Origin of the sequence: Cobetia sp. 4B, assembly GCF_018831605.1 — a bacterium.
GTDB classification, from domain to species: Bacteria; Pseudomonadota; Gammaproteobacteria; order Pseudomonadales; family Halomonadaceae; genus Cobetia; species Cobetia amphilecti.
The window spans coordinates 1113338-1140173 of sequence record NZ_CP059843.1; the positions used below are offsets into that span (position 1 = coordinate 1113338).

The 26836-nt window shown below is 63.8% G+C and carries 22 protein-coding genes; 11 read left to right on the forward strand and 11 right to left on the reverse strand.

Going from position 1 to position 26836, the window contains the following annotated elements; genetic code table 11:
- The first annotated feature begins 202 nt into the window (after window positions 1–202).
- From H2O77_RS04725 to H2O77_RS04735, 3 genes are all read left to right on the forward strand, one after another.
- The gene (locus H2O77_RS04725) at window positions 203–1405 is read left to right on the forward strand and encodes a GGDEF domain-containing protein (protein ID WP_215824017.1); all 1203 of its coding nucleotides are present in this window, start codon (window positions 203–205) and stop codon (window positions 1403–1405) included.
- 87 nt (window positions 1406–1492) lie between these two features.
- On the forward strand, window positions 1493–2128 hold the full coding sequence (locus H2O77_RS04730; RefSeq protein WP_215824018.1) for a hypothetical protein: 636 nt from the start codon (window positions 1493–1495) through the stop codon (window positions 2126–2128).
- 369 nt (window positions 2129–2497) lie between these two features.
- On the forward strand, window positions 2498–3037 hold the full coding sequence (locus tag H2O77_RS04735) for a glycine zipper 2TM domain-containing protein (RefSeq protein ID WP_043331847.1): 540 nt from the start codon (window positions 2498–2500) through the stop codon (window positions 3035–3037).
- A 134-nt stretch (window positions 3038–3171) separates the two neighbouring features.
- Here H2O77_RS04735 and H2O77_RS04740 read toward each other — a convergent pair whose 3' ends face one another.
- The 8 genes from H2O77_RS04740 to H2O77_RS04775 all read right to left on the reverse strand — a co-directional run bounded on the left by H2O77_RS04740 (window position 3172) and on the right by H2O77_RS04775 (window position 15719).
- Entirely contained in the window at window positions 3172–3870 is a 699-nt protein-coding gene (locus H2O77_RS04740; RefSeq protein ID WP_215824019.1) for an ABC-type transport auxiliary lipoprotein family protein, read from the reverse strand.
- An 11-nt stretch (window positions 3871–3881) separates the two neighbouring features.
- Window positions 3882–5516, reverse strand: a complete 1635-nt coding sequence (pqiB, locus tag H2O77_RS04745) for an intermembrane transport protein PqiB (RefSeq protein WP_215824020.1) — start codon at window positions 5514–5516, stop codon at window positions 3882–3884.
- A complete protein-coding gene (locus H2O77_RS04750) occupies window positions 5513–7015 on the reverse strand; it encodes a paraquat-inducible protein A (protein WP_215824021.1) in 1503 nt (500 codons plus the stop codon). Before H2O77_RS04750 ends, pqiB begins: the two co-directional genes overlap by 4 nt.
- Window positions 7016–7390: 375 nt before the next feature.
- Complete coding sequence (locus H2O77_RS04755; RefSeq protein WP_215824022.1) at window positions 7391–10522, reverse strand: efflux RND transporter permease subunit; 3132 nt, start codon at window positions 10520–10522, stop codon at window positions 7391–7393.
- A 101-nt stretch (window positions 10523–10623) separates the two neighbouring features.
- Window positions 10624–11922, reverse strand: a complete 1299-nt coding sequence (locus H2O77_RS04760) for an efflux RND transporter periplasmic adaptor subunit (RefSeq protein ID WP_215824023.1) — start codon at window positions 11920–11922, stop codon at window positions 10624–10626.
- Window positions 11923–12446: 524 nt separating this feature from the next.
- Window positions 12447–13613, reverse strand: coding sequence for an ArsA family ATPase (locus H2O77_RS04765; protein ID WP_215824024.1), 1167 nt, complete (start codon window positions 13611–13613; stop codon window positions 12447–12449).
- A 47-nt stretch (window positions 13614–13660) separates the two neighbouring features.
- Window positions 13661–13981: a cory-CC-star protein gene (locus H2O77_RS04770; protein WP_199852375.1), complete on the reverse strand. Its 321-nt coding sequence runs from the start codon at window positions 13979–13981 to the stop codon at window positions 13661–13663.
- Window positions 13971–15719: a carbon starvation protein A gene (locus tag H2O77_RS04775; protein ID WP_215824025.1), complete on the reverse strand. Its 1749-nt coding sequence runs from the start codon at window positions 15717–15719 to the stop codon at window positions 13971–13973. Before H2O77_RS04775 ends, H2O77_RS04770 begins: the two co-directional genes overlap by 11 nt.
- Before the next feature lie 490 nt (window positions 15720–16209).
- Here H2O77_RS04775 and coxB point away from each other — a divergent pair, with 490 nt between their 5' ends.
- Genes coxB through H2O77_RS04795 form a run of 4 tightly spaced genes read left to right on the forward strand, consistent with a single transcriptional unit; the run spans window position 16210 to window position 20546 of the window.
- A complete protein-coding gene (gene coxB / locus H2O77_RS04780; RefSeq protein WP_240548716.1) occupies window positions 16210–17385 on the forward strand; it encodes a cytochrome c oxidase subunit II in 1176 nt (391 codons plus the stop codon).
- Window positions 17386–17415: 30 nt separating this feature from the next.
- Window positions 17416–19068 (forward strand): cytochrome c oxidase subunit I, encoded by a 1653-nt coding sequence (gene ctaD / locus H2O77_RS04785; RefSeq protein ID WP_215824026.1) that lies wholly within the window; start codon window positions 17416–17418, stop codon window positions 19066–19068.
- Between the two features lie 27 nt (window positions 19069–19095).
- Window positions 19096–19689, forward strand: a complete 594-nt coding sequence (locus H2O77_RS04790; RefSeq protein ID WP_215824027.1) for a cytochrome c oxidase assembly protein — start codon at window positions 19096–19098, stop codon at window positions 19687–19689.
- Complete coding sequence (locus H2O77_RS04795) at window positions 19686–20546, forward strand: cytochrome c oxidase subunit 3 (protein WP_215824028.1); 861 nt, start codon at window positions 19686–19688, stop codon at window positions 20544–20546. The genes H2O77_RS04790 and H2O77_RS04795 overlap by 4 nt, the downstream gene beginning before the upstream one ends.
- Before the next feature lie 17 nt (window positions 20547–20563).
- Here H2O77_RS04795 and H2O77_RS04800 read toward each other — a convergent pair whose 3' ends face one another.
- Entirely contained in the window at window positions 20564–20755 is a 192-nt protein-coding gene (locus tag H2O77_RS04800) for a DUF2909 domain-containing protein (RefSeq protein ID WP_043337068.1), read from the reverse strand.
- Between H2O77_RS04800 and H2O77_RS04805 the strand changes: the two genes are divergently transcribed.
- The 3 genes from H2O77_RS04805 to H2O77_RS04815 all read left to right on the forward strand — a co-directional run bounded on the left by H2O77_RS04805 (window position 20754) and on the right by H2O77_RS04815 (window position 23794).
- Window positions 20754–21578 carry an SURF1 family protein gene (locus tag H2O77_RS04805; RefSeq protein ID WP_215824029.1) on the forward strand — a complete coding sequence of 275 codons (825 nt, stop codon included), beginning with the start codon at window positions 20754–20756 and terminating at the stop codon, window positions 21576–21578. The two genes, H2O77_RS04800 and H2O77_RS04805, sit on opposite strands and share 2 nt — an antisense overlap.
- Before the next feature lie 75 nt (window positions 21579–21653).
- Window positions 21654–22340, forward strand: coding sequence for a hypothetical protein (locus tag H2O77_RS04810; protein WP_215824030.1), 687 nt, complete (start codon window positions 21654–21656; stop codon window positions 22338–22340).
- A 347-nt stretch (window positions 22341–22687) separates the two neighbouring features.
- Window positions 22688–23794 carry a COX15/CtaA family protein gene (locus tag H2O77_RS04815; RefSeq protein WP_240548787.1) on the forward strand — a complete coding sequence of 369 codons (1107 nt, stop codon included), beginning with the start codon at window positions 22688–22690 and terminating at the stop codon, window positions 23792–23794.
- Window positions 23795–23928: 134 nt separating this feature from the next.
- Here H2O77_RS04815 and H2O77_RS04820 read toward each other — a convergent pair whose 3' ends face one another.
- Together H2O77_RS04820 and H2O77_RS04825 are read right to left on the reverse strand one after the other, a co-directional pair.
- Window positions 23929–24324 carry a glutathione S-transferase N-terminal domain-containing protein gene (locus H2O77_RS04820; protein ID WP_043337063.1) on the reverse strand — a complete coding sequence of 132 codons (396 nt, stop codon included), beginning with the start codon at window positions 24322–24324 and terminating at the stop codon, window positions 23929–23931.
- 75 nt (window positions 24325–24399) lie between these two features.
- Window positions 24400–25467 (reverse strand): LysR family transcriptional regulator, encoded by a 1068-nt coding sequence (locus H2O77_RS04825; protein WP_215824031.1) that lies wholly within the window; start codon window positions 25465–25467, stop codon window positions 24400–24402.
- 131 nt (window positions 25468–25598) lie between these two features.
- Here H2O77_RS04825 and H2O77_RS04830 point away from each other — a divergent pair, with 131 nt between their 5' ends.
- Window positions 25599–26804 (forward strand): multidrug effflux MFS transporter, encoded by a 1206-nt coding sequence (locus H2O77_RS04830; RefSeq protein WP_225347735.1) that lies wholly within the window; start codon window positions 25599–25601, stop codon window positions 26802–26804.
- Window positions 26805–26836: the final 32 nt, after the last annotated feature.

The following is a 26836-nucleotide window of genomic DNA, read 5'->3' on the forward strand; positions in this document are numbered from 1 at the left end:
GAATAGGCAGGTAAAATCATCAGGTAGCGCGCAGCGGAGGCACACGGGAAGTGCCGTAAATGAGGAAGGAATCATGGCGAAAGCAGATCGCCGTCGCAAAGCGGGAAGTCGGCAGGGTGTCTTGCGCACGGTAAACATGAAGTGGCGGTGGCCAGCTCCGGCGGGGCTGGCTGAGCGGCACCTCGTGCTTTATCAGTTGTTCATGTGGATCTATATCAGTGCGCTCGGCTGCCAGCTGGGCTACTTCGCTCTGCTGGGCCTGCAGCCTTATCCGCAGCCGGTGGTGATCAATGTCATCGGCGTCCTGCTCAACGTCTTGGCCATCATGTTCCACCGCAAGGGGTACATGAATTCCGCGTTGCTGTTGCTGGTGGTGCCGATGTCAGCCAAGGCGGCATGGTGGGAACACCAGTTCGGCGCCGAGGGTGGCTTCGAGTATTTCCATATCGTCGCCATCTTCTTCGTCTGTATCGCGTCCCTGTCACGCATTCAACGGCTACTGTTCAGTGGTGTCCTGCTGCTGTTCTATATCGGTGCCCAATATCTCACCAGCCCGGTCTATATCGTCTCCTACGAGTTCATGTCGCTGGCCAGTGTCGTCAACCTGGTGATGTCCGTCACCTTCATCGCGGTGGTGGCGGTGCAGATCGGGTGGGAGGCTGAGCAGCGCGAGAAGCGCTACCGTCGTGACTTGCGCCATGACCAGCTGACGGGGGCGCTGTCTCGTTTTGCCTTGCTGGAAGAGGGGCCACGTCTGCTGAGTCGTGGTGGCCTGGGAGTGCTGATGATCGATGTCGATCACTTCAAGGCCATCAATGATACCCAAGGGCATGCGATTGGCGATGAGGTGCTGATAGAGCTGACGCAACGACTGCGTCACCATCTGCGCGGCAGTGATCAGTTGTGCCGCCAGGGGGGAGAAGAGTTCGTGGCCCTGTGTCCGACGGAGGACAGAGAAGGGCTCCAGCACGCAGCCGAACGCTTGCTGCTCTCGATCAACAGTCGTGCCTTCACACTGAGCAACGGCCAGCTGCTGCGGGTCACCATCAGTATCGGGGTGGCCCAGGGCGGACCGGCCGCTTGCGCGGAATCACTGCTGCCGGACCTTCTGCAGCGTGCCGATCAGGCCATGTACCGTGCCAAGCGCGAAGGGCGCAATCGGGTGGTCACTGTCTGGGATACGCCCGATCATGGCGCTGCCAGTCTCGATCAGATCGAGCCGTCTGATTACGGCCACAGCCCCGACCACGGTCACAGCCACGACAGCCTGGCCATGCCAGGCATGCCGCCACTGGACACTCCGGGCGATGGATCAGGCGAAGCGGCCTCGACCCCCAGTCGCTCTGATGTCAGTCACCATGACGATGTGCAGACCGCCGATGAGGTCTATCAGTGGAAGCGCTGACGCAAGGATGATGGCTTTGCCATTTCACCTCATTGGGCGTGATATCCGTGCATGATCCACGCTCTCACCAAGCGGAGAGACAAGTTGATGATGGATTCCTGTGGCAGCGTTTCACGCCAGATGTCACGCCGGCTCTTGCGGGGACTGCTGGTGGCGACGCTGGTCAGTGGTATGCCGCTTGCGGCGGTTCAGGCGGAGGAGTCGCCGAATGCTGCAGCGTCTTCGAGTGACGGGCAGGCGCCTCGGGCGCAAGTGATTGCCGACCCGGCGACACCCTCTCTGCCGCCTGCCGCCAAGGCCAACAACAGCATCTTTCGCTGTGTGCAGGCGGGGGTGCCCACCTGGCAGCAGCAGCCTTGCCAGCAGGGCGATACCCCCGTCACGCTGGATGATTCGCTGACGGTGGTACCCGCCGCTGACGTGATAGAAGAGACTTCAGGCGAAAACCCGACCGCACAGCGCCTGGCGCGTGAGAAGGAGCGTGCCCTGGCCGCACGTGAGGAGAGTCAGCGCCAGTACCGCATTCGTTCAGCGCTGGATGATGGCTATCTGGTGCAGGGGATGAGCGAGGCACAGGCCATCTCGTTGCTGGGCAAGCCCAGTGATATCAGCGAGACGATTGCCGATGACACGTCCTGCCGTCTATTGAACTGGTGGGAAGATGTCCGCGTGCAGTTCTGCAACGATGAAGCCGTGTCCATCACGGCCAATCAGCTGGACTGAGTGACTTGCGGTCAGGGCCATCAAGACAAGGGCCGGTGCGAGCTGAGGCGCTCGCACCGGCCCTGTTCGTCCTGTCCGACTCGTACAGCCCGCGTCAGCGTCAGGGCGATGAGCGGGGTTTTCTGGCCGCAAGCCTGCTTGCCAAGAAATTGCTAATATAAGGCATGATCTAGCGTAGAACCCGGCTTTTCCATGTTCGATGTTGCGAAATGGCGACGACCGGGTGGTGAAGTTGCCACATTACCGAGTTTATCGAACAGTGTTAGATTACTCTCCGAACGCAGCGGCAAGCCCCTCAAGTGTCATCCAGGGGCTTGGCTGACTGGCCGACGAGCCAGGCTGCAACACTATTCGGTGAGGAGAACACGCATGAACAAGTCCATCCTGATTGGCGCGATCGTGGCTGCACTGGGCATTGGCGGTGGAGTGGCGATCGGCAGCTATACGGCCAGCAACTCAGGCCCTGAATATGCCGATATCGTGGCAGTGGATGCCGTGACGGAAACCGTGACCACCCCGCGCGAGGTCTGTCATAACGAGACCGTGACGCATCAGGCGCCCAGCAAGGACACCCACAATGTCGTCGGCACGGCCGTCGGCGCGATCGTCGGCGGTGTGGTGGGCAATCAGTTTGGCGGTGGCAATGGCAAGAAGGTGCTGACAGCCGCGGGCGCCGTCGGTGGCGGTTATGCCGGCAACCAGATCCAGGGTCAGATGAAGAAGGGCGACACCTACACCACGACCGAACAGCGCTGCGAAACGGTGCAGGACGCGTCAGACAAGGTGGTCGGCTACGACGTCAAGGTCGACATGGGTGACGAGACCCGCACCGTGCGTCTCGAGGACAAGCCGGACGTGAAGCGTTTCGAGATCCGTGATGGTGAGCTGGTGCTGCCCCAGCAAGGCTGAGGCCAGCTAGCCGCCAGACAAGAAGACCCCCGACGGATTCCGTCGGGGGTCTTCTTTTTTTGGACATCCAGCTTTCTGGACATCCAGCTTTCTGGGCATCCAGTCGCGCCCTGTTCTGTCAGACCGTCAGGTCGTCAGCTGGCATCCGCCGTGGCCGGCAGTGCCTTGGCGATCTCGCGTGCCAACTGCTCGCCGGTCACACGCCAGCCTTCGCCCAGGCTATTGACCAGCGCCGGATAGCCGTCATCCGTCAGGGGAGTCAGTGTCTGGATGTCGCCTTCCTCCAGCACGCTGCCATCCACGCCGCGCAGGCGCCAGCGACCGGTGATGACGGACTGGCCATCGTGGCGGCCGATGAAGCGATCCAGGCTTACGCTCAGGCGTGCGCCCTTGAGGCCGCTCAGGCTGGTATCCGCGATACGGTACTGGCTCAGCGGCTGGGCGGGGCTGGCCTTGAGCTGCGTGAGCAGCTGGCGGGTCAGCATGTCCTGCAGGTCATCGGCCCACAGGTTCTGGCTGGCCTGTACCAGCGTGATGTCGTCCGTCTGATAGACCAGACTGCCGCCTTCCAGATAGCTGGCCAGCTGCACTGGCATCACTTCCAGCAGAGGCGCATCGGCGGCAACGCTGCGCTGGGAGGCACCAGCCTGTGTCGTTTGTGGCAGCAGGTAGGCGCCACCGGTGGCGGCAGTCGTGCAGCCCGCCAGTGTGCCTAGCATCAGCAAGCCTGCCAGCAGGCCGCCGAAGCGGCCCTTTTGCGACGTGGAAGTGCGCGGTGAGGCAGGCGTGCTGCACGCTTGCGGCATGGCGGCTGTGCGGGTCGAAAGACTCATGGCTGTCGTCATCATTGGGCCCTTGGAATCGGATCGCGAGTGGTCGGCTTGTCGAAGATCAGGCTGGAGGGGTTCTTCTCCAGCGTGTCGAGCAGCGGTTCCGCCTTCTTGAGCACGCGGTCCAGTCGTTCGAGATCGCCTTCCAGCTTGCGGTAGGCGGAAGAATCCGGTGTCAGGCCATCCAGGGTGCGATTGAGGTTGTCGATGCTGGTGCTGATGTCGCCCGGCAGTTTCTGTACCGCCTCGGAACCCAGCAGGCTATCGACATGACCAGCCGTCTTGTCGAGGCGCTTGACCAGACTCTCGGAGGCCGACAGCGTCTTGTTCAGGTTGCTCAGTACCGGCTCGACATCGAGTGCATTGAGCTTGTCGAGCAGGGCATTGAGCTTGGCTTCCATCTGCGCCAGGCCTCCCGAGACGCTCGGCATGACCTCGATATCATCGAAGGTATCGGCCTTGTAGGGCGGCGGATTGTCATAGAAGTCGAGATCGACGAACAGGGCGCCGGTCAGCAGGTTGCCGGATTTCAGCGTCGCGCGCATGCCGCGCTTGAAGAGGCGCTCGAGGCGCTTCTTCCACTGGGCCACGCCGTCATCATCCACTTGCCCTTCTAGGCGTTCGGGCTCGATGCGAATCAGCACCGGAATCTCGAAGCTCGACAGCGTCCGCACGCGCTGGTGGGTCAGGCGATAAGGCACGCTGACCACGGTGCCGAGGCGGACGCCGCGGAATTCCACCGGCGCGCCGCGCGACAGGCCACGCACGGTATCGTCGACCATGATCACGTAGTCGATGGCCTGGTGGAAGCTGCCTTCACGGGCCTCTTCCTGGTCGGAATACAGCGTGAAAGAGGTGTTCTCGACCACCGGACGACCACGCGGCAGGTCTTCGGGAATGCCGAAGGCCACCCCGCCGCTCAGTACGCTTTCCAGTGACCCGACATCGACCTGCAGGCCCTGGGAATCCAGGCGCAGGCTGACCCCGCTGGTGGACCAGAAGCGCGTAGTGGAGGTCACCAGCTCATGGTAGGGCGAGTCGATATACAGGGTGTAGTGCATTTCCTTCTCGCTGGGGCGGAACTCGCTGGATTCCACGCGCCCGACCACGAAGCCCTCGTAGGTGACGGGGTCACCATCCGACAGCACGCTGCCATCGTTGCTGGTGAGGTCGATACGCAGTCCCTTGGCGTCCTGCGTCGTCACCGGCGGTTGCTCCAGCGCCACGAAGTGATCCTCCTCATCGCGGCTGTCGCCGGGCTGAAGCTGGATATAGGCCCCCGACAGCACGGTGTTGAGGCCACTGATGCCCTCACGACCGATGCGCGGCTTCACGACCCAGAGCCGCGAGTCGGCATTGAGCATGCGCTCGCTGTCCTTGGACATGCGCGCGGTGACGATGGTCTTGTCGAGGTTGTCCGACAGACGCACGGATTCGACCTTGCCGACCTCGACGTTACGGGTCTTGATCAGGGTCTTGCCCGCCTCGATGCCTTCCGCCGTCTCCATTTCGATCGTGATCAGCGGGCCACGGCTGGCGTAGTTGTGCCACACCATCCAGGCGCCGATCAGCAGGGCCACGATCGGGACTATCCAGATCGGCGAAAGGCGGCGTCGACTTTCACGACGTGCGCGAGAATCATCACTCATAAGTCATCCTGTGAGGCGGCAGCGGAAGGGGGATTGCGGGAGGCATTCAGGGTCGTGAATGGCGTCGTGAACGGAGGCGTGGCCTGCGAGGACGCGGCAAGAGATGCGGAGCCCGTCAGCGGCGTCAGCGGCAGATCACCGAACAGCGTGTTCGCCATCATCGTCTTCTCCGTCTCGGTGTCCCAGACAAGGCGTGGGTCGAAGCTCAACGCCGACAGCATCGTCAGCACCACCACGCAGGCAAAGGACAGCGCCGCGGGCCCCGGGTGGACCGACATCAGCGCGCCCAGCTGGATCAACGCGGCCAGCAGCGCCACCACGAAGACATCGACCATCGACCAGCGCCCGACATATTCGGTGATGCGGTACAGGGTCACCCGCGCTCGCGCATGTTGCACCTCGGGGCGCTGGGCGCTGATGCACAGCCAGGCGATGGCGATCATCTTCGAGGCCGGCACCAGGATGCTGGCGATGAAGATGACCATCGCGATGGGCCAGTCACCATGTGACCAGAGCACCACGATGCCACCGGCAATCGTCTGCGGGTCATTCTCCCCGAGGCTGACCGTGGTCATGATCGGAAAGAGATTGGCGGGGATGTACAGAATCGCCGCCGCGATCAGCCACGCCCAGGTGCGCTGCAGGCTCTGGGTCTTGCGCTGATGGACAGGGTCGCCACAGCGGCGGCAGTGGGTATGCGCCTCCCGTTCACCGCAGGCGTTGATCAGGCCGCAGCTGTGGCAACTGGCCAATCCCTGCAAGGCGGCGCCGATGCCCGGCAACGTACCGCTGGGGGCAGCTGGCTCGCCCGCCAGCGCGAACCACATGCGGTCCCCATCGATGCTGGCCAGCGTCTTGGTCATCAGCAGGGCGAAGGCGCAGAACGCCCAGAAGGAAGGGCCGAAGCTGATATCGGCCATGCCGGCGATCTTGACCAGGCTCACCATCACGCCGACCAGAAACACATCCGCCATCATCCACGGGCGCAGGTGGCTCAGGGTGCGCGCAATGCCGCGAATGCCCGGCAAGGGCAGTTTTAGCCCGATGGCCGCATGGGTGTAGATGACGCCCAGCAGGTAGAGCGCCGGCAGCATCACGATGGTCAGGATCAGCAGCACGGCCAGGGAAGGATAGGACTCGGCCGTCAGGGCGGCTGGCGTATCGATCAGGCTGAGGCTCGCCGAGATGCCACTGGTGGCAAAGGCGATGAACTCGAAGGGCAGCGTCAGCACCAGCATCACCAGGCACGCCATCGCCAGTGCCAGGGTGCGTTGCACGGCATGGGCGTGGCGCTGGGCGAACAGATGATCGCAGCGCGGGCAGCGGGCGCGCTCGCCAGCCTTGAGCGCCGGCAGGGCCACGACGAGATCGCAGCACTCGCAGGCACGCATCCGCCGCCGTGACACGCCTGACGTGACAGGCGCGAACACCTGCGGCGGATCACGGGTTTCAAAGGTACGCCGGGTGTAGCGGCGCAGGGCAGCAAGGGGACGAGGCATGTCGCTCCAGCGGGATCGGGTGGTGTATCGCCGTGCCGCGCGTGTTCGGGGCATGCGCAGAGGCGTTGTCAGTCGCGGCTTGACCACGCCTGTGGTTGCGCTCTTGGGGAAGCGCTCTCGGGGATGCGCCGTCAGTGGCCTGGCCCCATGCACACGCGGACCTGCGAAGGTATAGGAGCTGTAGGAGCACCAGGCCTGCGCAGGCAAACAGTGTTCGATAGTAGCATGATGCCGCAAAAGGCTGATGGCACTCAATGCTTGCCGCGTGAGCGCGCCTTTTTTGCCAGCCTGCAAACAGGCACGCCGCCCGGAGAGGGCGGCGTGCAGGGCCGTCACGCAATGTGACAGCAATGAGGCTTCTGTCGTGATCAGAGATCAGACAAGGTCATCCTCCTGGCGGGCCGCTTCGTGGGCTCGCTTGAGGTCCTTCGGCTCACCGAAGAGGCGGCGCACGACCACATAGCAGACCGGCACCAGGAAGATCGCCAGCACCGTGGCCGAGATCATCCCGCCGATCACGCCGTTACCGATGGCGTGACGGCTGGCGGCACCCGCACCCGTCGAGATGGCCAGTGGCACGGCACCCAGGGTGAAGGCCAGCGAGGTCATCAGGATCGGGCGCAGACGCATGCGCACGGCTTCCATGGTGGCATCGATCAGCGAGCGACCTTGCACTTCAAGGTCCTTGGCGAACTCGACGATCAGGATCGCGTTCTTGGCCGAGAGCCCGATGGTCGTCACCAGGCCGACCTGGAAGTAGACGTCATTGTCGAGTCCGCGCATCCAGGTGGCGAGCAGGGCACCCAGCACCCCCAGCGGTACCACCAGCATGACGGAGAACGGAATGCTCCAGCTCTCATACAGCGCGGCCAGACACAGGAAGACGAAGACCAGCGAGATGGCATACAGATACGGTGCCATGCCGCCACTCTGGGATTCCTGCAGCGAGATGCCGGTCCATTCCAGCGCGACGCCATTGTTGAGCTGGCTGACCATCTCTTCCATGGCCTGCATGGCCTCACCGGTGGAGTAACCCGGTGCCGCCTGTCCCAGCAGTTCCATCGAGGAGACGCCGTTGTAGCGTTCCAGCTGCGGCGACCCGTAGGTCCACTCGCCGTTGATGAAGGCACTCAGCGGCACCATCTCGCCGGAGGTGTTGCGTACGTACCACTTCTTGAGGTCTTCCGGCTGCATGCGGGCACTGGCTTCCGCCTGCACATAGACCTTCTTGGTACGACCGTTGTCGAGGAAGTCATTGACATAGGTCGAGCCCCACGCCGTGGAAAGCGTCGAGTAGACCTCTGACAGCGAGACACCCATCGCCGTCGCCTTGAGTTCATCGATATTGAGCGTGAACTGCGGGCTGTCTTCCAGACCATTGGGGCGCAGGCCGGTCACGGCCGGATTCTGGCCCGCCATGCCCAGCAGCTGGTTGCGCGCGTCGGTCAGTGCCTTGTGGCCGATGCCGCCACGGTCGACCAGCATCATGTCGAAGCCGCTGGCGTTGCCCAGCTCCATGATCGGCGGCGGGTTGATGGCGAAGACCAGGGCTTCCTTCAAGGTGCCGAAGTAGCTCTGTGCTTCACTGACCACGCTGAAGGAATCGCGCTCGCGCTCATCCCACGGCTTCAGGTTGATGAAGGCCAGGCCCATGTTCTGACCGCGACCGGCGAAGCTGAAGCCGGCGACGTCGAACATTTCCTGAACCGCATCTTCCTGATCGACCAGGAAGTGATGCTCGACCTTTTCCAGCGTCTCGAGCGTCTGCTCCTGAGTGGAGCCCACCGGCAGGATGACCTGGTTGAACAGATAGCCCTGATCCTCATCCGGCAGGAAGCCGGTCGAGATGCGCGTGAATACCACGCCACAGCCGACGACGATCAATGCATAGACCAGCATCGAGCGACCGGTGCGCTTGAGCATGCCGCCAACGCCTTTCTGGTAACGCGCGTTGGAGCGATCGAAGACCCGGTTGAAGAGGCCGAAGAAGCCGGTGGTCTTCTCCTTGGTCGGCTTGAGCAGGGTGGCGCACAGGGCCGGCGTCAGGATCAACGCCACCAGTACGGACAGCGTCATCGCCGAGACGATGGTCACCGAGAACTGACGGAAGATCGCGCCGGTGGTGCCGGGGAAGAAGGCCATCGGAATGAACACGGATGACAGCACCAGGCCGATACCCACCAGTGCGCCGGTGATCTGGCCCATCGACTTGCGGGTCGCTTCCAGTGGCGAGAGCTTCTCTTCGTGCATGACGCGCTCGACGTTTTCCACCACCACGATCGCATCGTCGACCAATAGCCCGATGGCGAGCACCATGGCGAACATCGTCAGGGTATTGATGGAGAAGCCCAGCACTTCCAGCACCCCGAAGGTGCCCAGCAGCACGACCGGCACCGCGATGGTCGGAATCAGGGTGGCGCGGAAGTTCTGCAGGAACAGCAGCATCACCAGGAAGACCAATGCCACGGCTTCCAGCAGTGTCATCACCACTTCTTCGATGGAGATCTTGACGAAGGGCGAGGTGTCGTACGGAACCTTGAAGCTCATGCCCGGCGGGAAGTAGGCGGACAGCTCATCGAGGCGGTCCTTGACGGCCTGGACGGTGTCCAGCGCGTTGGCGCCCGAGGCCAGCTTGATCCCCAGGCCAGCAGCAGGCTTGCCGTTGTAGCGGCTGACGGTGCTGTAGGTTTCGGCGCCTTTCTCGGCGCGACCGACGTCACGCAGATAGACCTGAGAGCCATCTTCCTGGGTCTTGAGCAGGATGTTGCCGAACTGCTCCGGCGTTTCAAACAGGGTCTGCGCCACGATGGTGGCGTTGAGCTGCTGGCCTTCTTCCGCCGGCAGATTGCCCAGCTGGCCCGAGGCGATCTGGTTGTTCTGCGTGCTGATGGCCGTGGTGACGTCGCTGGTGGTCAGCTTGAAGTTGTTGAGCTTCTGCGGGTCGAGCCAGACACGCATGGCCCCCGGCGCGCCGAACAGCTGGGTCTCGCCGACGCCCTGGACACGCGCGACCTCATCCTGGATGTCGGAGGCGACATAGTCGGTCAATTGCTGCTTGGTCATGCTGCCATCGTCAGAGACGAAGGCCGCGACCATCAGGAAGCTGCCGGAGGACTTGGTGACCGAGACACCCTGGTTCTGTACGGATTGCGGCAGGCGCGGAGTGGCCAGCTGCAGCTTGTTCTGTACCTGAACCTGGGCGATGTCGGGATCGGTGCCGGTGTCAAAGCTCAGCTCGATGCTGGCGTTGCCCTGGGAGTCCGAGGTCGAGCTCATGTACAGCAGATTGTCGATGCCGTTCATCTGCTGCTCGATGACCTGGGTCACCGTGTCTTCCACCGTCTGGGCGGAGGCACCGGAGTAGGTAGCCTGAATGGTGATGCTGGTAGGGGCCAGCGAGGGGTACTGCTCGATCGGTAGCTTGAGGATACTGAAGATACCCCCCAGCATCACGATGATGGCGAGCACCCAGGCAAAGATAGGGCGATCGATGAAGAATCTGGCCATGACGTTTGAGGCTCCTGGAACGTCGTTCGGGACGGTCGCCAGTCACACGAGAAGCGTCTCTCGTCTGGCTGGCGACAGTGGCGCGAAAAGCGGGGGCAGGCTTACTGGCTATCGCCGGTCTTGGCCTGTTCACTTTCCGAGGAGTCGCTGCTGGCAGCAGTCCGCGACTGAGGTGCGGCGTTCTGGTCAGTGCCTGTCTCGTCCGAGGCGATCTCGACCGTGGCACCCGGCTTGATCTTCTGCAGACCGCTGACGATGACCTTGTCATTGCTGTCGAGGCCGCTGGTCACCAGCCACTGATTGTCGATGGCCTGACCGATCACGACCTGCTTGGCCTCGACCTTGTTCTCGGCATTGACTGTCATCACGCTGGCCTGGCCCGTGCTGTCACGGCTCACGGCCTTCTGCGGAATCAGGATGGCATCCTTGGCGACGGCTTCGGTCAGGCGGGCACGCACGAACATGCCCGGCAGCAACAGCTCATCTTCGTTGGGGAACAGTGCGCGCAGCGTGACCATGCCGGTTCCCTGGTCGACAGTGACATCCGCGAACTGCAGCTTGCCCTTGGCGCCATAGACGCTGCCGTCTTCCATCACCAGCTCGACTTCCGTCTGGACCGGTGCGGTGGCGGCATCGCGATTCTCGCCCAGCTCACGCTTGAGACGCAGCACTTCGGTGGCGGACTGGGTCAGGTCGACATAGATGGGGTCCAGCTGCTGGACGGTGGCCAGGCTGGTTTCCTGACTGGCCGTGACCAGTGCGCCCTTGGTGACGCTGGACTTGCCGATACGACCACTGATCGGTGAGGTGACCTTGGTGTAATCCAGGTTGATCTGCGCGCTGGATACCGCAGCCTTGGCCGAGGCGACATCGGCACGGTCTTCGCCGACGGTGGCCACGGCATCGTCGTAATCCTGCTGGCTGACCATCTTGCGTGCGACGAGATTCTTGTAGCGCTTGGCCTTGAGGCTTGAGGTGTTGAGGCTCGCCTCGGCACGCGCCAGGCTCGCCTTGGCGCTCTCGACATCGGCGCGATAGGTGCGCGAATCGATGTGATAGAGCACCTGTCCTTCCTCGACGTCACTGCCTTCGGTGAAGTCGCGCGATTCGATGATGCCGCCGACCTGCGGACGCACTTCCGCGATCTGATAGGCACGCGTGCGGCCCGGAAGCTCGCTGGTGAGCGGTACATCCTGGGCGGTGACGGTGACGACATCGACCTGAGCGGCCTGGCTGGCGCCTGCGGCGGAGCCTTGGCCAGCCTCCTCCTTGTCGCCGCTACAGCCGGCCAGCAGGGCACCGACCAGCAGCAGGCTTGCCGGAAGCAGGCCGAGGCGGCGGGCATTGAAAGCCAATGAGTGTCTCTGCAAGCGGGATTGACTGGGGGAAGTCGGGGCCATGGAGCGTCCTTTACGAAATTCAGGGGCTTAAGTGCGTCACTATCGCCACATTGTGACTCACCACAGGCGCGGCAGGTCAAAGCAACGATGTCATGATGAGGAAGATATTTAGCCCGCTATTCTATCGGAATGACGAGGCGACTGTATGGTTGTTTTGTGCAGTTATTGCGCACCCTGTTGCAACAGATTGTTGCCATGTGAGCAGCATTCTGAACACCTTGGAGGGGGATGCAAGACAATGCAATTCGCTTGCCATGCCCGCAGGCGTGCACATGCCTTGCCTCACGCAAGGTGCGTGCACAAGTCAGGTGAGACGAGGTCAGTGATGGTGCATCAATATGCGCAAATTCTGAATAAGTTATCAGATCGAAGTGTCTGAATGATGAACTCCCCGCCCTGTACGCGAATGCATGTCGTCAGCACAGGGCGGATCAGCGGATCAGCGTGAGGTCCGGAGAGCGGGAGGGTGAAAGAGCGGAAGCGCTGAGGGTCTGAGGGGCTGAATAGCAGGGCAACCTCTCGAGTCATCTGGCGGGAGCGGCGCAACCGCAAGAGGACGCGGCAGGGGCGGGTGACCAGGGGCGGAACGCCGTGAACTGTGCCACCAGCGGGGCAAGGCTTGCGCGGTCCTCCGGCAGCTGTGGTTGGCGCAGCAGACGCACGCATGGGCGATCAGCGAAGGCCTCCTCCAGTCTGGCGGCCCAGTGTTGCTGCTGTTCTCGCCAGGTCGCGACCCAGTCAGCCTGCGGCTCGTGGGGCGTTGAGGGGGGACTGCCAGCCCCTTGCGCGGCGGGTTCCGGCAGGCACTGATTGATGATCAAGCCGCCGACGGCCAGACCATGGGCTTCCAGCGCCTCTCGTGTTCGGGTCGTCTCCAGACACGGCAGCTTCTCCGGCGTGCTGACCAGAATCACGCGCGCCCGGCGGGTATCGCTCAAGCGCTGACGCAATGCTGCGTAGCGCGTACGGCGTTGCTCCAGCGCCTCGCTGATCGGGTCTTCCGGCGCTCCTTCGCCTGGCGTCTCTGATGCCTGCTGACTGTCCAGCCACAGGCTGCGTTCGGCGACGGCGCGCCTGCGCTGACCCAGCATGCCCTCCAGCCAGCCGCCCAGCACTTCGGGCAGGCTCAGTAGGCGAATGGTGTGCCCGCTGGGGGCCGTATCGAACAGGATGTGGCGATAGTGTGGAGCTTCATTTTCCAGCGGGGCTGGCGGGGTCAGGATGATCTCCACCAGTGCATCGAAGAGTGCCGCTTCACTGGTGCCGGGAGCGTGGCGTGACAGTTCGAGCTGGCGCATCACGGTGGCACTGCGCTCGCCACTTACCAGGGGGGCGATCCGCTGGCGGACCGCCTCCAGGTAGCGGTCGCATTCCCGCTCGGGGTCCAGTTCCATCACGTCGAGGCGCGGCGCGATGTTGCATGGCTTGCCACCGACCGCACCGAGCAGATCGCCCAGATTGTGCGCGGGGTCTGTCGATACCAGCAGGGTTGCTTCGCCTTTCTCCGCCAGTGCCAGCGCCTGGGCCGCCGCGCAGCTGGTCTTGCCGACACCGCCCTTGCCACCGAAGAACCAGATCTCGGGGTGCTTGGATATCTCGGCTTGCCCCGGTGCTCGGCCAGGCTGAGGAGTGTGAGTCTCGTAAGTCTCGTGAGTCTCGTGAGCCGCTGACGGCTGAGTGCCTTCCGGCACAGTCGTATCTTTCGCCGTGCGGGATGCCGCGCGTTTCCAGAGCCTGCTCAACAGCACTTGATGCCCTCCAGCGGTGAATGCTCAAGCCCCTGACGCAGGTGCCAGTCATGCATGCGCTCCAGCATCAGCGGCAGCATCTCCAGCGAGACGGCCGGCGCCGGATTGGGGATGCCCATCAGCTCCGCGAAGCTCATCATCATGAAGATGTCCTCCTCCTCACGGGCAAGCTGCGCCAGATCGCGCTGCTGGTTGACGCGCAGCATGGCCTCCCAGCCATCCCGCAGCTGAATGGCGCCTGTCAGCAGGCGCCTTGTCAGACCCGGCTGGCGGGGTGATGACGCCAACCGGGTATCGTCATCAGCTCTCATGAGCGCTCACCCGGGCGGGAGACTTCAGGCTGCGGCTGGCCTCGAGCAGAATCCACAGCGCAAACACCATGATCAGGCTGCCGAAGGTGAACAACAGCCATTGCGGGTCGTTGCTGCCCATGCCCGACCAATCCAGCACCACCTGCTGCACCATCGCCCACAGCGTCATGATCATCAAAAAGACCATCGGGGCCAGGGTATAGATGACAGGGCGGCCCTGACGCTTGAGCCACACCGACACCAGCATCAGCGAGATGCCCGCCAGCAGCTGATTGCTGGTGCCGAACAACGGCCACAGCAGGTAGCCGCCGGAACCGAAGCCCTTGGGCCCCTGCGGCAGGATGACCAGCGCGGCACTGGCGATGACGGCGATGCTGGTGGCGACATGCTTGTGGCTGAGCGCCGGCATGCCGTATTCGCTGCCCAGTTCCGCGATGATGTAGCGCATCAGGCGCACGGCGGAGTCCAGCGTGGTCGCCGCGAAGCTGACCACGATGACCGCGACCAGCGTACTGCCGACATTGGCGGGCAGCCCGAGGTGCGAGATCAGCTGACCGGACCCCTGAACGAAGCTCGAGAGCCCATTGGCACCCGCCGCGGCGAAGCTTGAATAGGTCGCGCTGAAATCGGCCTGGGTTGCGAACAGGGTCGCCACCGCGATGATGGAAATCAGCGCCAGCATGCCTTCGCCCAGCGCACCGGAGTAACCGATCAGGCGCGCATCCGGTTCATGGGACAGCTGCTTGGAGGTGGTGCCGGAGGCGACCAGACCGTGGAAGCCCGAGATGGCGCCGCAGGCAATGGTGATGAACAGCAGCGGGTAGAAGGACATCTCGGCATCGGCGTTGAAGGCCGGCGCCGTCAGATGCGGGCCACCTACGGCCAGTGCCAGATACAGCAGTACCAGCCCGACCACCAGCTGGTGAGAGTTGATGGTGTCGCGTGGCTGCAGCAGCTTCCAGACCGGCAGTACCGACGCGATGTAGACATAGCTCATCAGCGCGATGATCCACACCAGAAAGGCGCTGGAGATGGGCGAAAGGCCGAACAGCAGGGTGGCATCCTCGCCACCGGCCATGGCGGTGAAGGTACCGGCCAGATCGATCTGCAGGAACTCGAACTGACCCGCCAGCAGGGCGACGGCATACATCACCATCAGCGCGAGCAGCGAGGGAATCAACATCTTGCCGCCACGACGATAGACGCGATGGCCGATCCATACCGCCAGCGGAATCTGGATCAGTACCGACAGCACGCTGGCCGGGAAGTTGATGAACAGATTGGCGATCACCCAGGCGAACACCGCGTTCAGCATCAGGACCAGAATCAGGATGATGAACAGAAACAGCAGCTTGGCACGCTTGCCGATCAGCTTGTCCGCCAGGGTGCCGACCGACTGGCCGCGATGACGCGCTGACAGCGTCAAGGTGCCGAAATCATGCACGCCTGCCGCGAACAGACTGCCCAGCACGACCCACAGCACGGCCGGCAGCCAGCCCCAGTAGACGGCGATCGCCGGACCGACGATGGGGGCTGCTCCCGCCACCGAAGTGAAATGGTGACCCCACAGCACCCAGCGATTGGTGGGCAGGTAGTCGGTGTCATCGCGCAGCGCATGGGCTGGCGTCACGAAATTCGGGTCGAGGCGGAAGATGCGTTCGGCCAGAAAGCGGGAATAGAAGCGATAGCCGATGGCGAAGGCAACGCAGCCGAACAGGGCAAGCCAGATGGCGTTCATGGCAGATTCCGAGGGGCGTGGTGATGGATTGAGTAGGGCGTGCTGGCGTGTGCTGGTTGTCAGGTCGATATGCCGCTGTCGAGCGCACGCCGAGCAAGACCTTCCGTCAGGGCTTTCAAGCAAGACTTTCAACACACTGATGCAGATCGGCGTGACGCTAACATCGATAAATGCGCATATAACTTCGCCATTGGTCGCCCCGACGCGCGCCAGCATGTCGCCAGCCGACTTCTTGGCAATGACTCAATCGCCGCCTTCCTGCGTGGACTGAACGCAGAAGCGCACCACTGCCTTGTGCTCAGGCGGCATCACGCGCGGGGTAGCCGTTTTTGCCTCGCTCTGCCTTGCGACCAAGGAGTATCAGTGGGTTGATCCACGCGACCTTGTGTTCCGCCAAGCTCTTCTATACTCGAAGCAAGTCGGAGCACGGGGAGCCGCTCAGCGCCGTCATCTGGGTGAGGCTCTCGATAACAATGACAAGGAGGCGCCGATGTCATGGATCGCGGAATGCCTTTCCCGTGTCACCAGGCCAATGCGTCTGCGCTTGCGACGCACAGTGACGACCCTGTCACTGACGACCCTGTCACTGACAGTCCTTTCCCCTTCGGTGCTGGCAGTGGAATACAACATGCCGGTCGGGGTCACCGCGGTCAGCCGCGAGATCCACTCGCTGCACATGATCATCTTCTGGATCTGTGTGGTCATCGGCATCGTGGTGTTCGGTGTCATGGGCTACGCGATGATCAAGCACCGCAAGTCACGCGGTGCGGTATCGGCAAGCTTCCATGAAAATACCCGTATCGAGATTCTGTGGACCGCCATCCCGCTGTTGATCCTGGTGGTGATGGCGGTGCCTGCCACCGCCACGCTCAAGGACATGTACGACGCCTCCGAATCGGCGCTGGACGTGAAGATCACCGGCCATCAATGGCGCTGGCAGTACGAGTATCTGGGCGAGGATGTCGCCTTCACCTCAAGCCTCGCGACCCCGCGCGAGCAGATCAACAACACCGCCGCCAAGGGCGAGCATTACCTGCTGGAAGTCGACAATCCGCTGGTGTTGCCCATCAATCGCAAGGTGCGCTTCCTGACCACCTCCGCCGACGTCATCCACTCCTGGTGGGTGCCGGACTTCGGTGTCAAGAAGGACGCCATCCCCGGCTTCATCAATGAGGCCTGGACGCGTATCGAGACCCCCGGCACCTATCGTGGCCAGTGCACCGAGCTGTGCGGCAAGGACCACGGCTTCATGCCGGTGGTGGTCGAGGCGTTGCCGGAGGCCGAGTTCGATGAGTGGCTGATCGCGCGCAAGGCCGAAGCCGAGGCCGCGCTCAACGATGCCGGTCGTGACTGGAGTCTCGAGGAGCTGATGGAGAAGGGCGAGAAGACCTACGCCACCATCTGTGCCTCCTGTCATCAGCCGGATGGTCAGGGCATGCCGCCGGCGTTCCCCTCGCTGGTGGGCAGCGCCATCGTCACCCAGGACATGCAGGCGCACATCGATATCGTGGTCAACGGCAAGGCGGGCACGCCCATGGCGGCCTTCGCCGATGTGCTGAGTCCGGTCGAGCTGGCGGCTGTCATCACCTATGAGCGCAACGCCTGGGGCAACGATACCGGCGAGCTGGTGCAGCCAGCCGTCATCAAGGAACAGCTGTCTCAATAGCGTGCAAGCGACGCATTCAGGAGGCGTGTCATGGCCAGTGAACAGCCACGCAAGGCGGTACTTCGGGCCAGCGAGAGCGAGGGGGCCACCGCAGGCGGCGCTCATGTGGGCGAGGGCCACGGCAGCTCGCCGCGCGGCATGCTGCGCTGGCTGCTGACCACCAATCACAAGGATATCGGCACCCTCTATCTGATCTTCTCGCTGAGCATGCTGTTCATCGGCGGCATCATGGCGCTGGTGATCCGCACCGAGCTGTTCCAGCCCGGCCTGCAGATGGTGCAGCCGGAGTTCTTCAACCAGATGACCACCATGCACGGGCTGATCATGGTGTTCGGCGCCATCATGCCGGCCTTCACCGGGCTGGCCAACTGGATGATTCCGCTGCAGATCGGCGCGCCCGACATGGCGCTGCCGCGCCTCAACAACTTCAGCTTCTGGCTGTTGCCGGTCGCCTTCCTGTTGCTGCTTTCCACCCTGCTGATGGAGGGCGGTGGCCCCAACTTCGGCTGGACCTTCTACGCGCCGCTGTCCACCACCTATGCGCCGCCTTCGACCAGTTTCTTCATCTTCTCGCTGCACATCGCCGGCATCAGCTCGATTCTCGGCGCCATCAACATCATCGCCACCATCCTCAATCTGCGTGCCCCGGGCATGCGCCTGATGGACATGCCGCTGTTCGTCTGGACCTGGCTGATCACCGCCTTCCTGCTGATCGCGGTGATGCCAGTGCTGGCGGGCGCCATCACGATGATGCTGTTCGACATCAACTTCGGCACCAGCTACTTCAATGCCGCCGGTGGCGGCGACCCGGTGCTGTTCCAGCATCTGTTCTGGTTCTTCGGGCATCCCGAGGTCTACATCATGATCCTGCCGGCCTTCGGCATCGTGTCCGCCATCGTGCCGACCTTCTCGCGCAAGCGGCTGTTCGGTTACGCCTCGATGGTCTATGCCACCGGCTCCATCGCGATCATGTCCTTCCTGGTCTGGGCGCATCACATGTTCGCCGTCGGCCTGCCACTGGTGGCGGAACTGTTCTTCATGTACACGACGATGCTGATCGCGGTGCCGACCGGCGTGAAGGTCTTCAACTGGATCGCCACCATGTTCCGCGGCTCCATCAGCTTCGAGCCCCCGATGCTGTTTGCGATCGCCTTCATCGTCCAGTTCACCATCGGCGGCTTCTCGGGCCTGATGCTGGCCATCGCCCCGGCGGATTTCCAGTACCACGACACCTACTTCGTGGTGGCGCATTTCCACTATGTGCTGGTGCCCGGCGCGCTGTTCGCGATTCTCGCCGGAGCCTACTACTGGCTGCCCAAGTGGACCGGCTTCTATCCCCACGAGGGGCTCTCGAAGTGGCATTTCTGGCTGTCGGTCATCGGCGTCAACCTGACCTTCTTCCCGATGCACTTCTCGGGGCTGGCCGGCATGCCGCGCCGCATCCCGGATTACGCGCTGCAATTCGCCGACTTCAACATGCTGTCCAGCATCGGCGCCTTCCTGTTCGGTATCTCGCAGCTGCTGTTCCTGGTCGTGATCGTCAAGTGCGCGCGCGGCGGTGTCAGAGCGCCGGCGTGTGCCTGGGAGGGCGCGGTGGACCTGGAGTGGAGCGTGCCGAGCCCGGCGCCGCTGCATACCTTCGAGATTCCTCCGCAGACCCGCGATGGCCAGATCATCCGCTGAGCGATGGACAGCGGCCAGGAGAGTGACATGCCCTCACGCGATCACGCAGCACAGCAACAGGCAGTGGCACGCACCGTGCGGCGCACGCTGCTGGCGCTGGTCGCGATGCTGGGCTTCGCCTTCGCGCTGGTGCCGCTCTATGACGTCTTCTGCAATCTCACCGGCCTGAATGGCAAGGCCGCCAGTCAGGCCAGGGCCGCGGTGGCGATGGAGATCGACGAGAGCCGCTGGGTCTCGGTGCGCTTCATCACCCAGCAGGGGCAGGGCCTGCCGTGGACACTCGAGGCGCTGGATGAACAGTTCCGTATCCATCCCGGTGGCCAGTACAGCGCGCGCTTCGTGTTCACCAATCACGCCGATTACCCGGTGCGTGGCCGCGCGGTCCCCAGTGTCAGTCCTGCCGAGGGCTCACTGCATCTGCGCAAGATCATGTGCTTCTGCTTCCAGGAGCAGACGCTGGCAGCAGGCGAGCGGCGCGAGCTGCCGCTGGTCTTTCAGGTCGACCCTGACCTTCCGGAGGGCATTCGTGATCTGACCCTGGCGTACACGCTCTATCCGGTCATGACGCCGTCATCCGCGGGGGACGATGGTGCAGAGCATTCTGCAGGAGGTGAAACATGAGCAGTGGCAGCTATTACGTCCCGGCCCACAGTGCCTGGCCCATCTTCGGCGTGCTGGCGGTGGGCGGCATGATGATCGGCACCGGAATCTGGATGGTGCATGGCAGCGCCGCCTGGTTGTCAGGCATCGGTCTGCTGGCCGTGGTGCTGGTGATGGCGGGCTGGTTTCGGGATGTGGTGCGCGAGTCGATGGGCGGCCTCTACGATGACCAGATGGACCGCTCGTTCCGCTGGGGCATGGCCTGGTTCATCTTCTCGGAATTGATGTTCTTCGCGGCCTTCTTCGGGGCGCTGTTCTATCTGCGAACCTTCGCGCTGCCCTGGCTCGATGGCGAGGGCGCCAAGGGAGTGACGGCGCTGCTGTGGCCTGACTTCACCGCCAGCTGGCCCCTGATGACGCCGCCGGATACCAGCATCGCCGGACCCAGAGAGCTGCTGTCGCCCTGGCAGCTGCCGCTGGCCAACACGCTGTTGCTGGTCAGTTCCAGCGTCACCCTGACGGTGGCGCATGAAGCGCTGAAGATGGAGTTTCGGCGCACGGCGCGCAACTGGCTGGCGGGCACCGTGGTGCTGGGGCTGTGCTTTCTGACCCTGCAGGGCATCGAATACTACGAGGCCTGGCACCACCTGGGGCTGACGCTGCAGGCGGGGGTCTATGGCGGTACCTTCTTCCTGCTGACCGGTTTTCATGGTCTGCACGTCACCATCGGCACCCTGATTCTGATCGTGATGCTGGTGCGCGTGATACGCGGCCACTTCTCGAGTGAACGTCACTTCGCCTTCGAAGCGGCTGCCTGGTACTGGCACTTCGTCGATGCGGTGTGGATCGGTCTGTTCCTGTTCGTCTATGTGTTCTGACAGCACACGGCGCGATGTCAGTCCAGCATTCCGGTGGAGAAGCCAATGACCAGCAGAATCACCAGACACACTGCCAGGCCAACCCGCCATTTGAGAGAGGTCAGCAGACGTCGACTGCGGCTGCCATCGCGCAGCAGAAAACCGGCGCCGGCGACCAGGCTTGCCAGCATGCCGATAAAGACCAGTGCGATCAGCGATTTGAGCAGCATGTCACCTCCCGGGGCGCAGACAGTGGCGGGTGAGCACAGCGCGGCACTCGCTTGTGACAGTCGAGCTCATCCGGCTGACAAGCGCAAGTCAGTGCCAGCGGCGCAGGGGTCTTCAACGGCGCCGACGCAGGAGCGCCAGGTCGGACGCGGCTGGTGGCTGTTCTGGGGATGCCTGATCGTGCTCGGTCTGTGTCTGTGCAGCTGGCAGGTGATGCGTGGCCAGGCGCGTGCCCAGCATCTGGAGGATACCGCCAGCGCGCCGGAGCTGGTGATGCCGACGGCACCGCCCGCCAGTGCCAGCCTGATCGAGCTGCGCGGCGAGTGGCTCGCGGAACACAGCCTGCTGCTGGACAACCGCACGCTGGACAAGCGCCATGGTGTGGCGGTGCTCACGCCCTTCCGAACGCTGGATGGCCGCTGGTGGCTGGTGGAGCGTGGCTTCGTGGCATCGCCGGCACCTCGCAGCGACCCGGAGTTCACGACCCCGGCAGGCTCCGGGGTGATCAGTGGTCGCTGGCAGTGGTTGAACGGTCAAGGCACCAGCGGTGGCCCACTGTTCGGCCCCAACCGCGAGGGGCAGCGTCTGCAGCAGGTCGATCTGAGCGCCTGGCAGGCGCTGGGCACACCGGCCTTTGCGGGTGTTCTGCACCAGACGAGCGGGGAGGGGCGATTCCTGCCCTGGTGGCAGCCGAGCAACATGACGCCGGAGCGTCATTACGCCTATGCGCTGCAGTGGCTGGGACTCAGCCTGGGGGCGGCGGTGGTCATGATTCTGGGCGCGCGCCGTCAACGCCAGTCCGCGCTACGTCAGCGCCAGGCCTAGCGTCTGGTGCTTATGTCTTGAGTCTGTTGTCCGCACACCCGGGCAAGCAGGGAAGCCGTCGTCAGGAGGAGAGCGATGACACACGTGATGCGACAGCGTCTGAAACTCGTGGCCTTGCTGGGGCTGTTGTCCGCCCCGCTGCCCTTGGCGTGGGCCATGCTGAGCGCACAGGTCGGGATTCCCGAGGGGCGGGTGGCAAACGGTGCCCTGTTGCCAAAGGTCAAGCCGCTCACGGACTGGTCGCTCGACTACCTCGTGACAGAGAACGCCACTGACAACGTCACCGAAAACGCCACAGGAAACGCGACTGGCGGCGCTGTTAGCGCGAAGGAGGCCCCCGGCATGCCGCCGCTGGCCGCGCGAGGCGCGGATGAGCAGCGTTTCTGGCTCAGCTGGCCGGAGCCGAACCAGCCGCAGCTGGCCGCGGCGCAGGCCGAGCGCTGGTGGCGCCTGCATCGCGCACTTGGCAAGGAGGCGCCACGCCTGGGCCGTCTGGTGGTGGCTGAAAAGGCCTTTGTGCATCCTCAGGTGCCGGGCGAGCAACGGGCACTCGGGCGCTGGCCAGCGCCCAACGACACCACTTCCGCGCCGCACCAGTTACGCCTGATCGACCCTCACGGACAGGTAGTGGTCGCCTACGGGCCCGAGATCACACCGCAGGCCGTGATGAAGGATGTGCGCCGGCTGCTCAAGCGTAATCCGGTCGGACCTCGTTGGGTCGCGCCTCGCCAGGTCGGACCTCGCCAGGTCGCGCCTCGCTAGGCCGGGCCTCGATAGTTTGTGCCTCGCCAGGTCGCGCCTCGCCAGGCCGGGAGTGATCTTCTTTCACTTCACCAGGGAGATATGCCATGTCTCGCCTCGCCATACAGAAGCGCTATCCACCGCGGGCCTGCGCCGTCTCGCGGGCTCGCCAACGAGGGGCGGCGTTGCTGCCTCGCCCGCCATTTCTGCGCCACGCCACCACGGATGAAGCCGCCGCCGCGCAGGCCTTCTCGATGGCGACTCCTGAGCTGACGTCTGATCTGGTGCATGGCCCTGTCTCACGGCAGGCGGCGAGCCGGCGGGTGACGGCACGCCTGTGGCGCAGCAGCCAGCGACTGGTCGCCAGCATGCTGGGACTGGTCATTCTGGTGATCGGGCTGGGAGCCTGGACGCGGCTGGTGGACGCCGGTCTGGGGTGCCCCGACTGGCCGGGCTGTTATGGCGCCCTGGTCGTGCCGGACGCCCAGACCGCGAGCCTGCATAGCCCGCATCATCCGCTTGAAGGCTACAAGGCGTGGGCGGAGATGATCCATCGCTATGCGGCGAGTCTGCTCGGGCTTGCGGCAATCGCATTGCTCGCGCTGGGCTGGCGGATACGCCGTCGGGAGGCTCATCACTCGCAGGCCTTCGAGGGTGGCAGTGGCGAGGCAAAGGTGACTGATCACTGGGGAGCGGAGGCGCGCACTCGTTTTCCCCTGGCCGGCTGCTGGCTGTTGTTGGGCATGCTGTTGGTCCAGGGCGCGTTCGGGGCCTTTACCGTGACGCTGAAGCTGTGGCCGCAGGTGGTGACGCTGCATCTGCTGGGCGGCCTGAGCGTATTGAGCCTGCTACTGTTGCTGTGGCTATCACTCAGACGGCGGGCGGCGCACCTCAAGGTGACAGTTGAGCAACACACGGCGGGCGCTGATGCACTACACATCCGGCGTCAGCCCTGGCTGGCTGCTCTGGCCGCGGCTCTGCTGCTGGGGCAGCTGGCCCTGGGGGGCTGGACCTCGAGCAATTATGCCGGGCTTGCCTGTGAAGGTTTCCCGGCCTGCAATGGTGCCGCATGGCCGGCGATGGACTGGGGAGAGGGCTTCCACCTGACCCAGGATGTCGGCCCCAGCTATCTGCACGGGCAGCTGCATGGTGAGGCGCGCACGGCCATCCACATGGCGCACCGTGGCGGGGCCGTGCTGCTGGGGGCGGTGCTGTTGGCGCTGTATTGGCGCCAGCGCCGCCACTTGCCGGCGCGGACGGCGGCGCCTGACAACCCCTGGCGCTGGGCGCTGGGGTGTTGGCTGGTGCAGGCAGGCTTGGGGATCGCCAATGTACTGTGGTGGTTGCCGCTGGATCTGGCGCTGGCGCATACCCTGGGAGCTGTCGCGCTGACGCTGGCGATGGTGTGGGCGATGGATCGGATGCGCCAGGCGGCTCGCCTCAAGCGGGCATTCGTCTCGCAGGCGCTGGCCTGATGAGAGGCAGAAGGTGGGCAAGACGGTAAGCAGAAGAGAGACACCCAAATGCGCGTGATCGCGCTCACCAGACCGCAAGAGGCCGCTCATGAGAGCGGCCTCTTGCGGTCTGCGTCATATCAGCCGGTCTCCTGTCAGGCGGCGCTGCCGAAGCGCTCCTGCAGGTAGGCATTGATGGTGTCGGATTCGTACATCCACTCTTCGCGACCATCGTCATGGGTGATCAGCAGACACGGCACCTTGACGCGACCGCCACCCTGTTCGAGGGCCTGGCGGTGAGTGGCGTTGTGCTGGGTGTCGCGTTGCTCGACGTTCAGGTTCAGCTGATGCATGCGCTTGCGCACCTTGATGCAGAACGGGCAGGTCGAGAACTGATACAACGCCAGCTTGGCCGTCTCGGCATCCACCTCGGCCTGCTGGGCGGGGCTGCGCTCGAGCGCGCTGCCGCGGGTCAGCTTCTCGCTGAGCAGCATGAAGGGAGCCAGCACCAGACGCAGGGTGCGGAAGAACAGGCGGATGATGGAGCGCATGGCAGAACCTCATGGGACGTGCGGGTATCGGCGCCAGTGCCGCAGGGCGGGTGGCGAATTCAGAATGGGGCCATTCTAGAGCTCAGCGGCCTCGGCGTCTTCCCCATGCGCGTTGCGGATATGCGTCAGCAGGGACTGTCGCAACCAGCGGTGCCCGGGGTCCTGCTCGTGGCTGGCATGCCAGATCAAGCGGTAGCTGAGCGCGGGCAGGCGCATCGGTAGCTCAAGAATCGCCAGCCCATGCAGCTCGCTGCTGGCCTGGGCAAAGCTTCTGGGCGCGCAGAACACCAGCTCGCTGTGCGCGACGATGCTCAGGGCGTCGCGGAAATCCGGCACCAGCACGCTGATGCGGCGTGGTGCGCCGTGCTGCTCCAACCGCTCATCCAGCGACCAGCGTGAGCGCCCCTCGCAGGTGGCCTGGACATGACTCAAGGCCGCGAATTCGCTCAGCGTCATCGGTGTCTGGCGCCGTGTGAGCGGATGATCACGCCGCACCAGAATCACATGGTCGTCGCGCCACAGCAGGCGCGACTGGAAGCCAGCGGGGAGGGCGGGCGGCTCGCCTGGGGTCTCGGCACTGTGATCGTGTCCGGCAAGCCCGATATCCAGCTGGCCCTTTTCCATCAGGCTCAGGCAATCGGCCTGCCAGCGGCTGATCTCGAGGCTGCCATGCGGCAGCGCATCGGTCAGTGCGCGCGTGCAGGACGGCATCAGGGTTGCCCAGGCGCTTTCCAGCACCGCCAGCTGAAAGCGCCGCTGGCTGGTGGCGGGGGTGAAGGTGGCAGGGGCGCTCAGGTTCTCGAGACGCGAGAGCAGCTCGGCCAGTTCACCACGCAATGACAGGGCCCGCGCCGTGGGGCGCAGACCATGGCGTTCGCGAATGAAAAGGGCGTCATCAAACATCACGCGCAGGCGTGCCAGACTCTTGCTGACGGCAGACTGCGAGAGGTGCAGACGGCCCGCCGCGCGCGTCACGCTGCACTCTTCCAGCAGTACCTGCAGCACCTGCAGCAGATTGAGATCGATGCGCGTGTTGAAGGGCGTGGCCGCTGGCGCTGAGCCCGAAGACGCAGGCAGTGAAGACGCGGCTGGAGACAGGGCGGCAACCGGCCTTGCGGGTGTCTGCGGGTCTGTCGCGCTCATGAGTTTCCCCAGTGGAATATCAGGCCTGAAATAATATCATTTTGCTTCATAAGTCGCAGACGCTAGGCTCTGCGGATTCTTGATGGCCCCTCTGTTGGGCCGCCCTTGGCTTCTGACTCTCGAGATTATCCATGTCCGTGTCTTCCTCTGCTGCCGCAAGGCCCATGCCCAACGCACGACTATTGCTGTTGCTGCTGGTCGGCTGCGTGATGTTCTCGCCGCTGGCGATCGATATCTATCTGCCCTCACTGCCGGCGATGGCGCGCGAATTCGCCCAGCCCACCGATGTGATGCAGATGACGGTGACGCTGTTTCTGGGCGCTGTGGGTGTCGGGCAGATTCTGGTTGGCCCGTTGACGGACCTCTACGGACGGCGTCCGGCGCTGTTGGGTGGCGCGACGGTCTATCTCGTCGGCGCGATGGTCGCCGTGCTGGCACAGGACATCAGCATGCTGTATCTCGGGCGTATCCTGCAGGGGCTGGGAGCATGCGCCACGGTGACGGTGGCCTTCGCGGCCGTGCGTGACTGCTACACGCCGGAGCAGGGCGCCAGGATGTACAGCTATCTGAATGGTGCGCTGTGCATCATTCCGGCGCTGGCGCCGGTGCTGGGCGGTCTGCTGGCGGTGCAGTTCGGCTGGCGCTCCAACTTCCTGTTCATGGCCGCCTTCGCGCTGTGTGTCGGCCTGATGGCGTGGAAGAGCTTTGGCGAGACGCGTCCGGCCACGACGGTCGTGGAGCGTCCGCTGTACAACTGGGCGCGCTACCGCCCCGTGTTGACCAGCTGGCGCTTCCTGTATCAGGCGCTGGTCGCGATGGCCGCGATGAGCGCCATCCTGCTGTATGTCTCGTCGTCCTCCGAGCTGCTGGTCGAGCGCCTCGGTCACTCCGAGCTGGTCTTCAGTGCCCTGTTCGGCGGCAATGCCGTGATCAATATCATCACCTTCTTCTTCGCACCGCGCGTGATCACGCGCCTCGGTCGTCAGCCCACCGTGCGTCTGGGGCTGGCGATCATCCTGCTCTCCGGCCTGATGCAGGGTGCGGCCTTCGCCTGGCTGCCGCTATCTGCCGCTGCCTTCATGGTGCCGGTGGCAGTGCTGTCAGTCGGCTTCTCGTTGGCGCTCGGGGCGGCATCAAGCCTGGCGCTGGAGGCCTTCGCTGAGCGTGCCGGCACCGCGGCGGCGCTGCTCGGCAGCATCCAGCTCGGCGGTTCGGCAGTGGTGGCAACGGCACTGCTCAATACGCCGCTCGCCCCCCAGCAGGGGCTGCTGCTGATCAGCGTGGTGATGGTGCTGCCGTTGCTGCTGTTGGGTGCGCGACGTCAGCCGGGCGTCTAGTCGGTATGACTGCCCGGTGCGACGGCGCATTG

Bases quoted from the DNA above. Each gene is read 5' to 3' on its own strand.
- coxB (WP_240548716.1), top strand. From the start codon at position 16,210: ATGTCATGGATCGCGGAATGCCTTTCCCGTGTCACCAGGCCAATGCGT.
- H2O77_RS04830 (WP_225347735.1), top strand. From the start codon at position 25,599: ATGTCCGTGTCTTCCTCTGCTGCCGCAAGGCCCATGCCCAACGCACGA.
- H2O77_RS04750 (WP_215824021.1), bottom strand. From the start codon at position 7,015: ATGCCTCGTCCCCTTGCTGCCCTGCGCCGCTACACCCGGCGTACCTTT.
- H2O77_RS04735 (WP_043331847.1), top strand. From the start codon at position 2,498: ATGAACAAGTCCATCCTGATTGGCGCGATCGTGGCTGCACTGGGCATT.
- H2O77_RS04730 (WP_215824018.1), top strand. From the start codon at position 1,493: ATGATGGATTCCTGTGGCAGCGTTTCACGCCAGATGTCACGCCGGCTC.
- ctaD (WP_215824026.1), top strand. From the start codon at position 17,416: ATGGCCAGTGAACAGCCACGCAAGGCGGTACTTCGGGCCAGCGAGAGC.
- H2O77_RS04775 (WP_215824025.1), bottom strand. From the start codon at position 15,719: ATGAACGCCATCTGGCTTGCCCTGTTCGGCTGCGTTGCCTTCGCCATC.
- H2O77_RS04740 (WP_215824019.1), bottom strand. From the start codon at position 3,870: ATGAGTCTTTCGACCCGCACAGCCGCCATGCCGCAAGCGTGCAGCACG.
- H2O77_RS04795 (WP_215824028.1), top strand. From the start codon at position 19,686: ATGAGCAGTGGCAGCTATTACGTCCCGGCCCACAGTGCCTGGCCCATC.
- H2O77_RS04790 (WP_215824027.1), top strand. From the start codon at position 19,096: ATGCCCTCACGCGATCACGCAGCACAGCAACAGGCAGTGGCACGCACC.
- H2O77_RS04825 (WP_215824031.1), bottom strand. From the start codon at position 25,467: ATGAGCGCGACAGACCCGCAGACACCCGCAAGGCCGGTTGCCGCCCTG.
- H2O77_RS04760 (WP_215824023.1), bottom strand. From the start codon at position 11,922: ATGGCCCCGACTTCCCCCAGTCAATCCCGCTTGCAGAGACACTCATTG.
- H2O77_RS04770 (WP_199852375.1), bottom strand. From the start codon at position 13,981: ATGAGAGCTGATGACGATACCCGGTTGGCGTCATCACCCCGCCAGCCG.
- pqiB (WP_215824020.1), bottom strand. From the start codon at position 5,516: ATGAGTGATGATTCTCGCGCACGTCGTGAAAGTCGACGCCGCCTTTCG.
- H2O77_RS04725 (WP_215824017.1), top strand. From the start codon at position 203: ATGTGGATCTATATCAGTGCGCTCGGCTGCCAGCTGGGCTACTTCGCT.
- H2O77_RS04805 (WP_215824029.1), top strand. From the start codon at position 20,754: ATGTCACCTCCCGGGGCGCAGACAGTGGCGGGTGAGCACAGCGCGGCA.
- H2O77_RS04800 (WP_043337068.1), bottom strand. From the start codon at position 20,755: ATGCTGCTCAAATCGCTGATCGCACTGGTCTTTATCGGCATGCTGGCA.
- H2O77_RS04815 (WP_240548787.1), top strand. From the start codon at position 22,688: ATGCTGGGACTGGTCATTCTGGTGATCGGGCTGGGAGCCTGGACGCGG.
- H2O77_RS04810 (WP_215824030.1), top strand. From the start codon at position 21,654: ATGACACACGTGATGCGACAGCGTCTGAAACTCGTGGCCTTGCTGGGG.
- H2O77_RS04755 (WP_215824022.1), bottom strand. From the start codon at position 10,522: ATGGCCAGATTCTTCATCGATCGCCCTATCTTTGCCTGGGTGCTCGCC.
- H2O77_RS04820 (WP_043337063.1), bottom strand. From the start codon at position 24,324: ATGCGCTCCATCATCCGCCTGTTCTTCCGCACCCTGCGTCTGGTGCTG.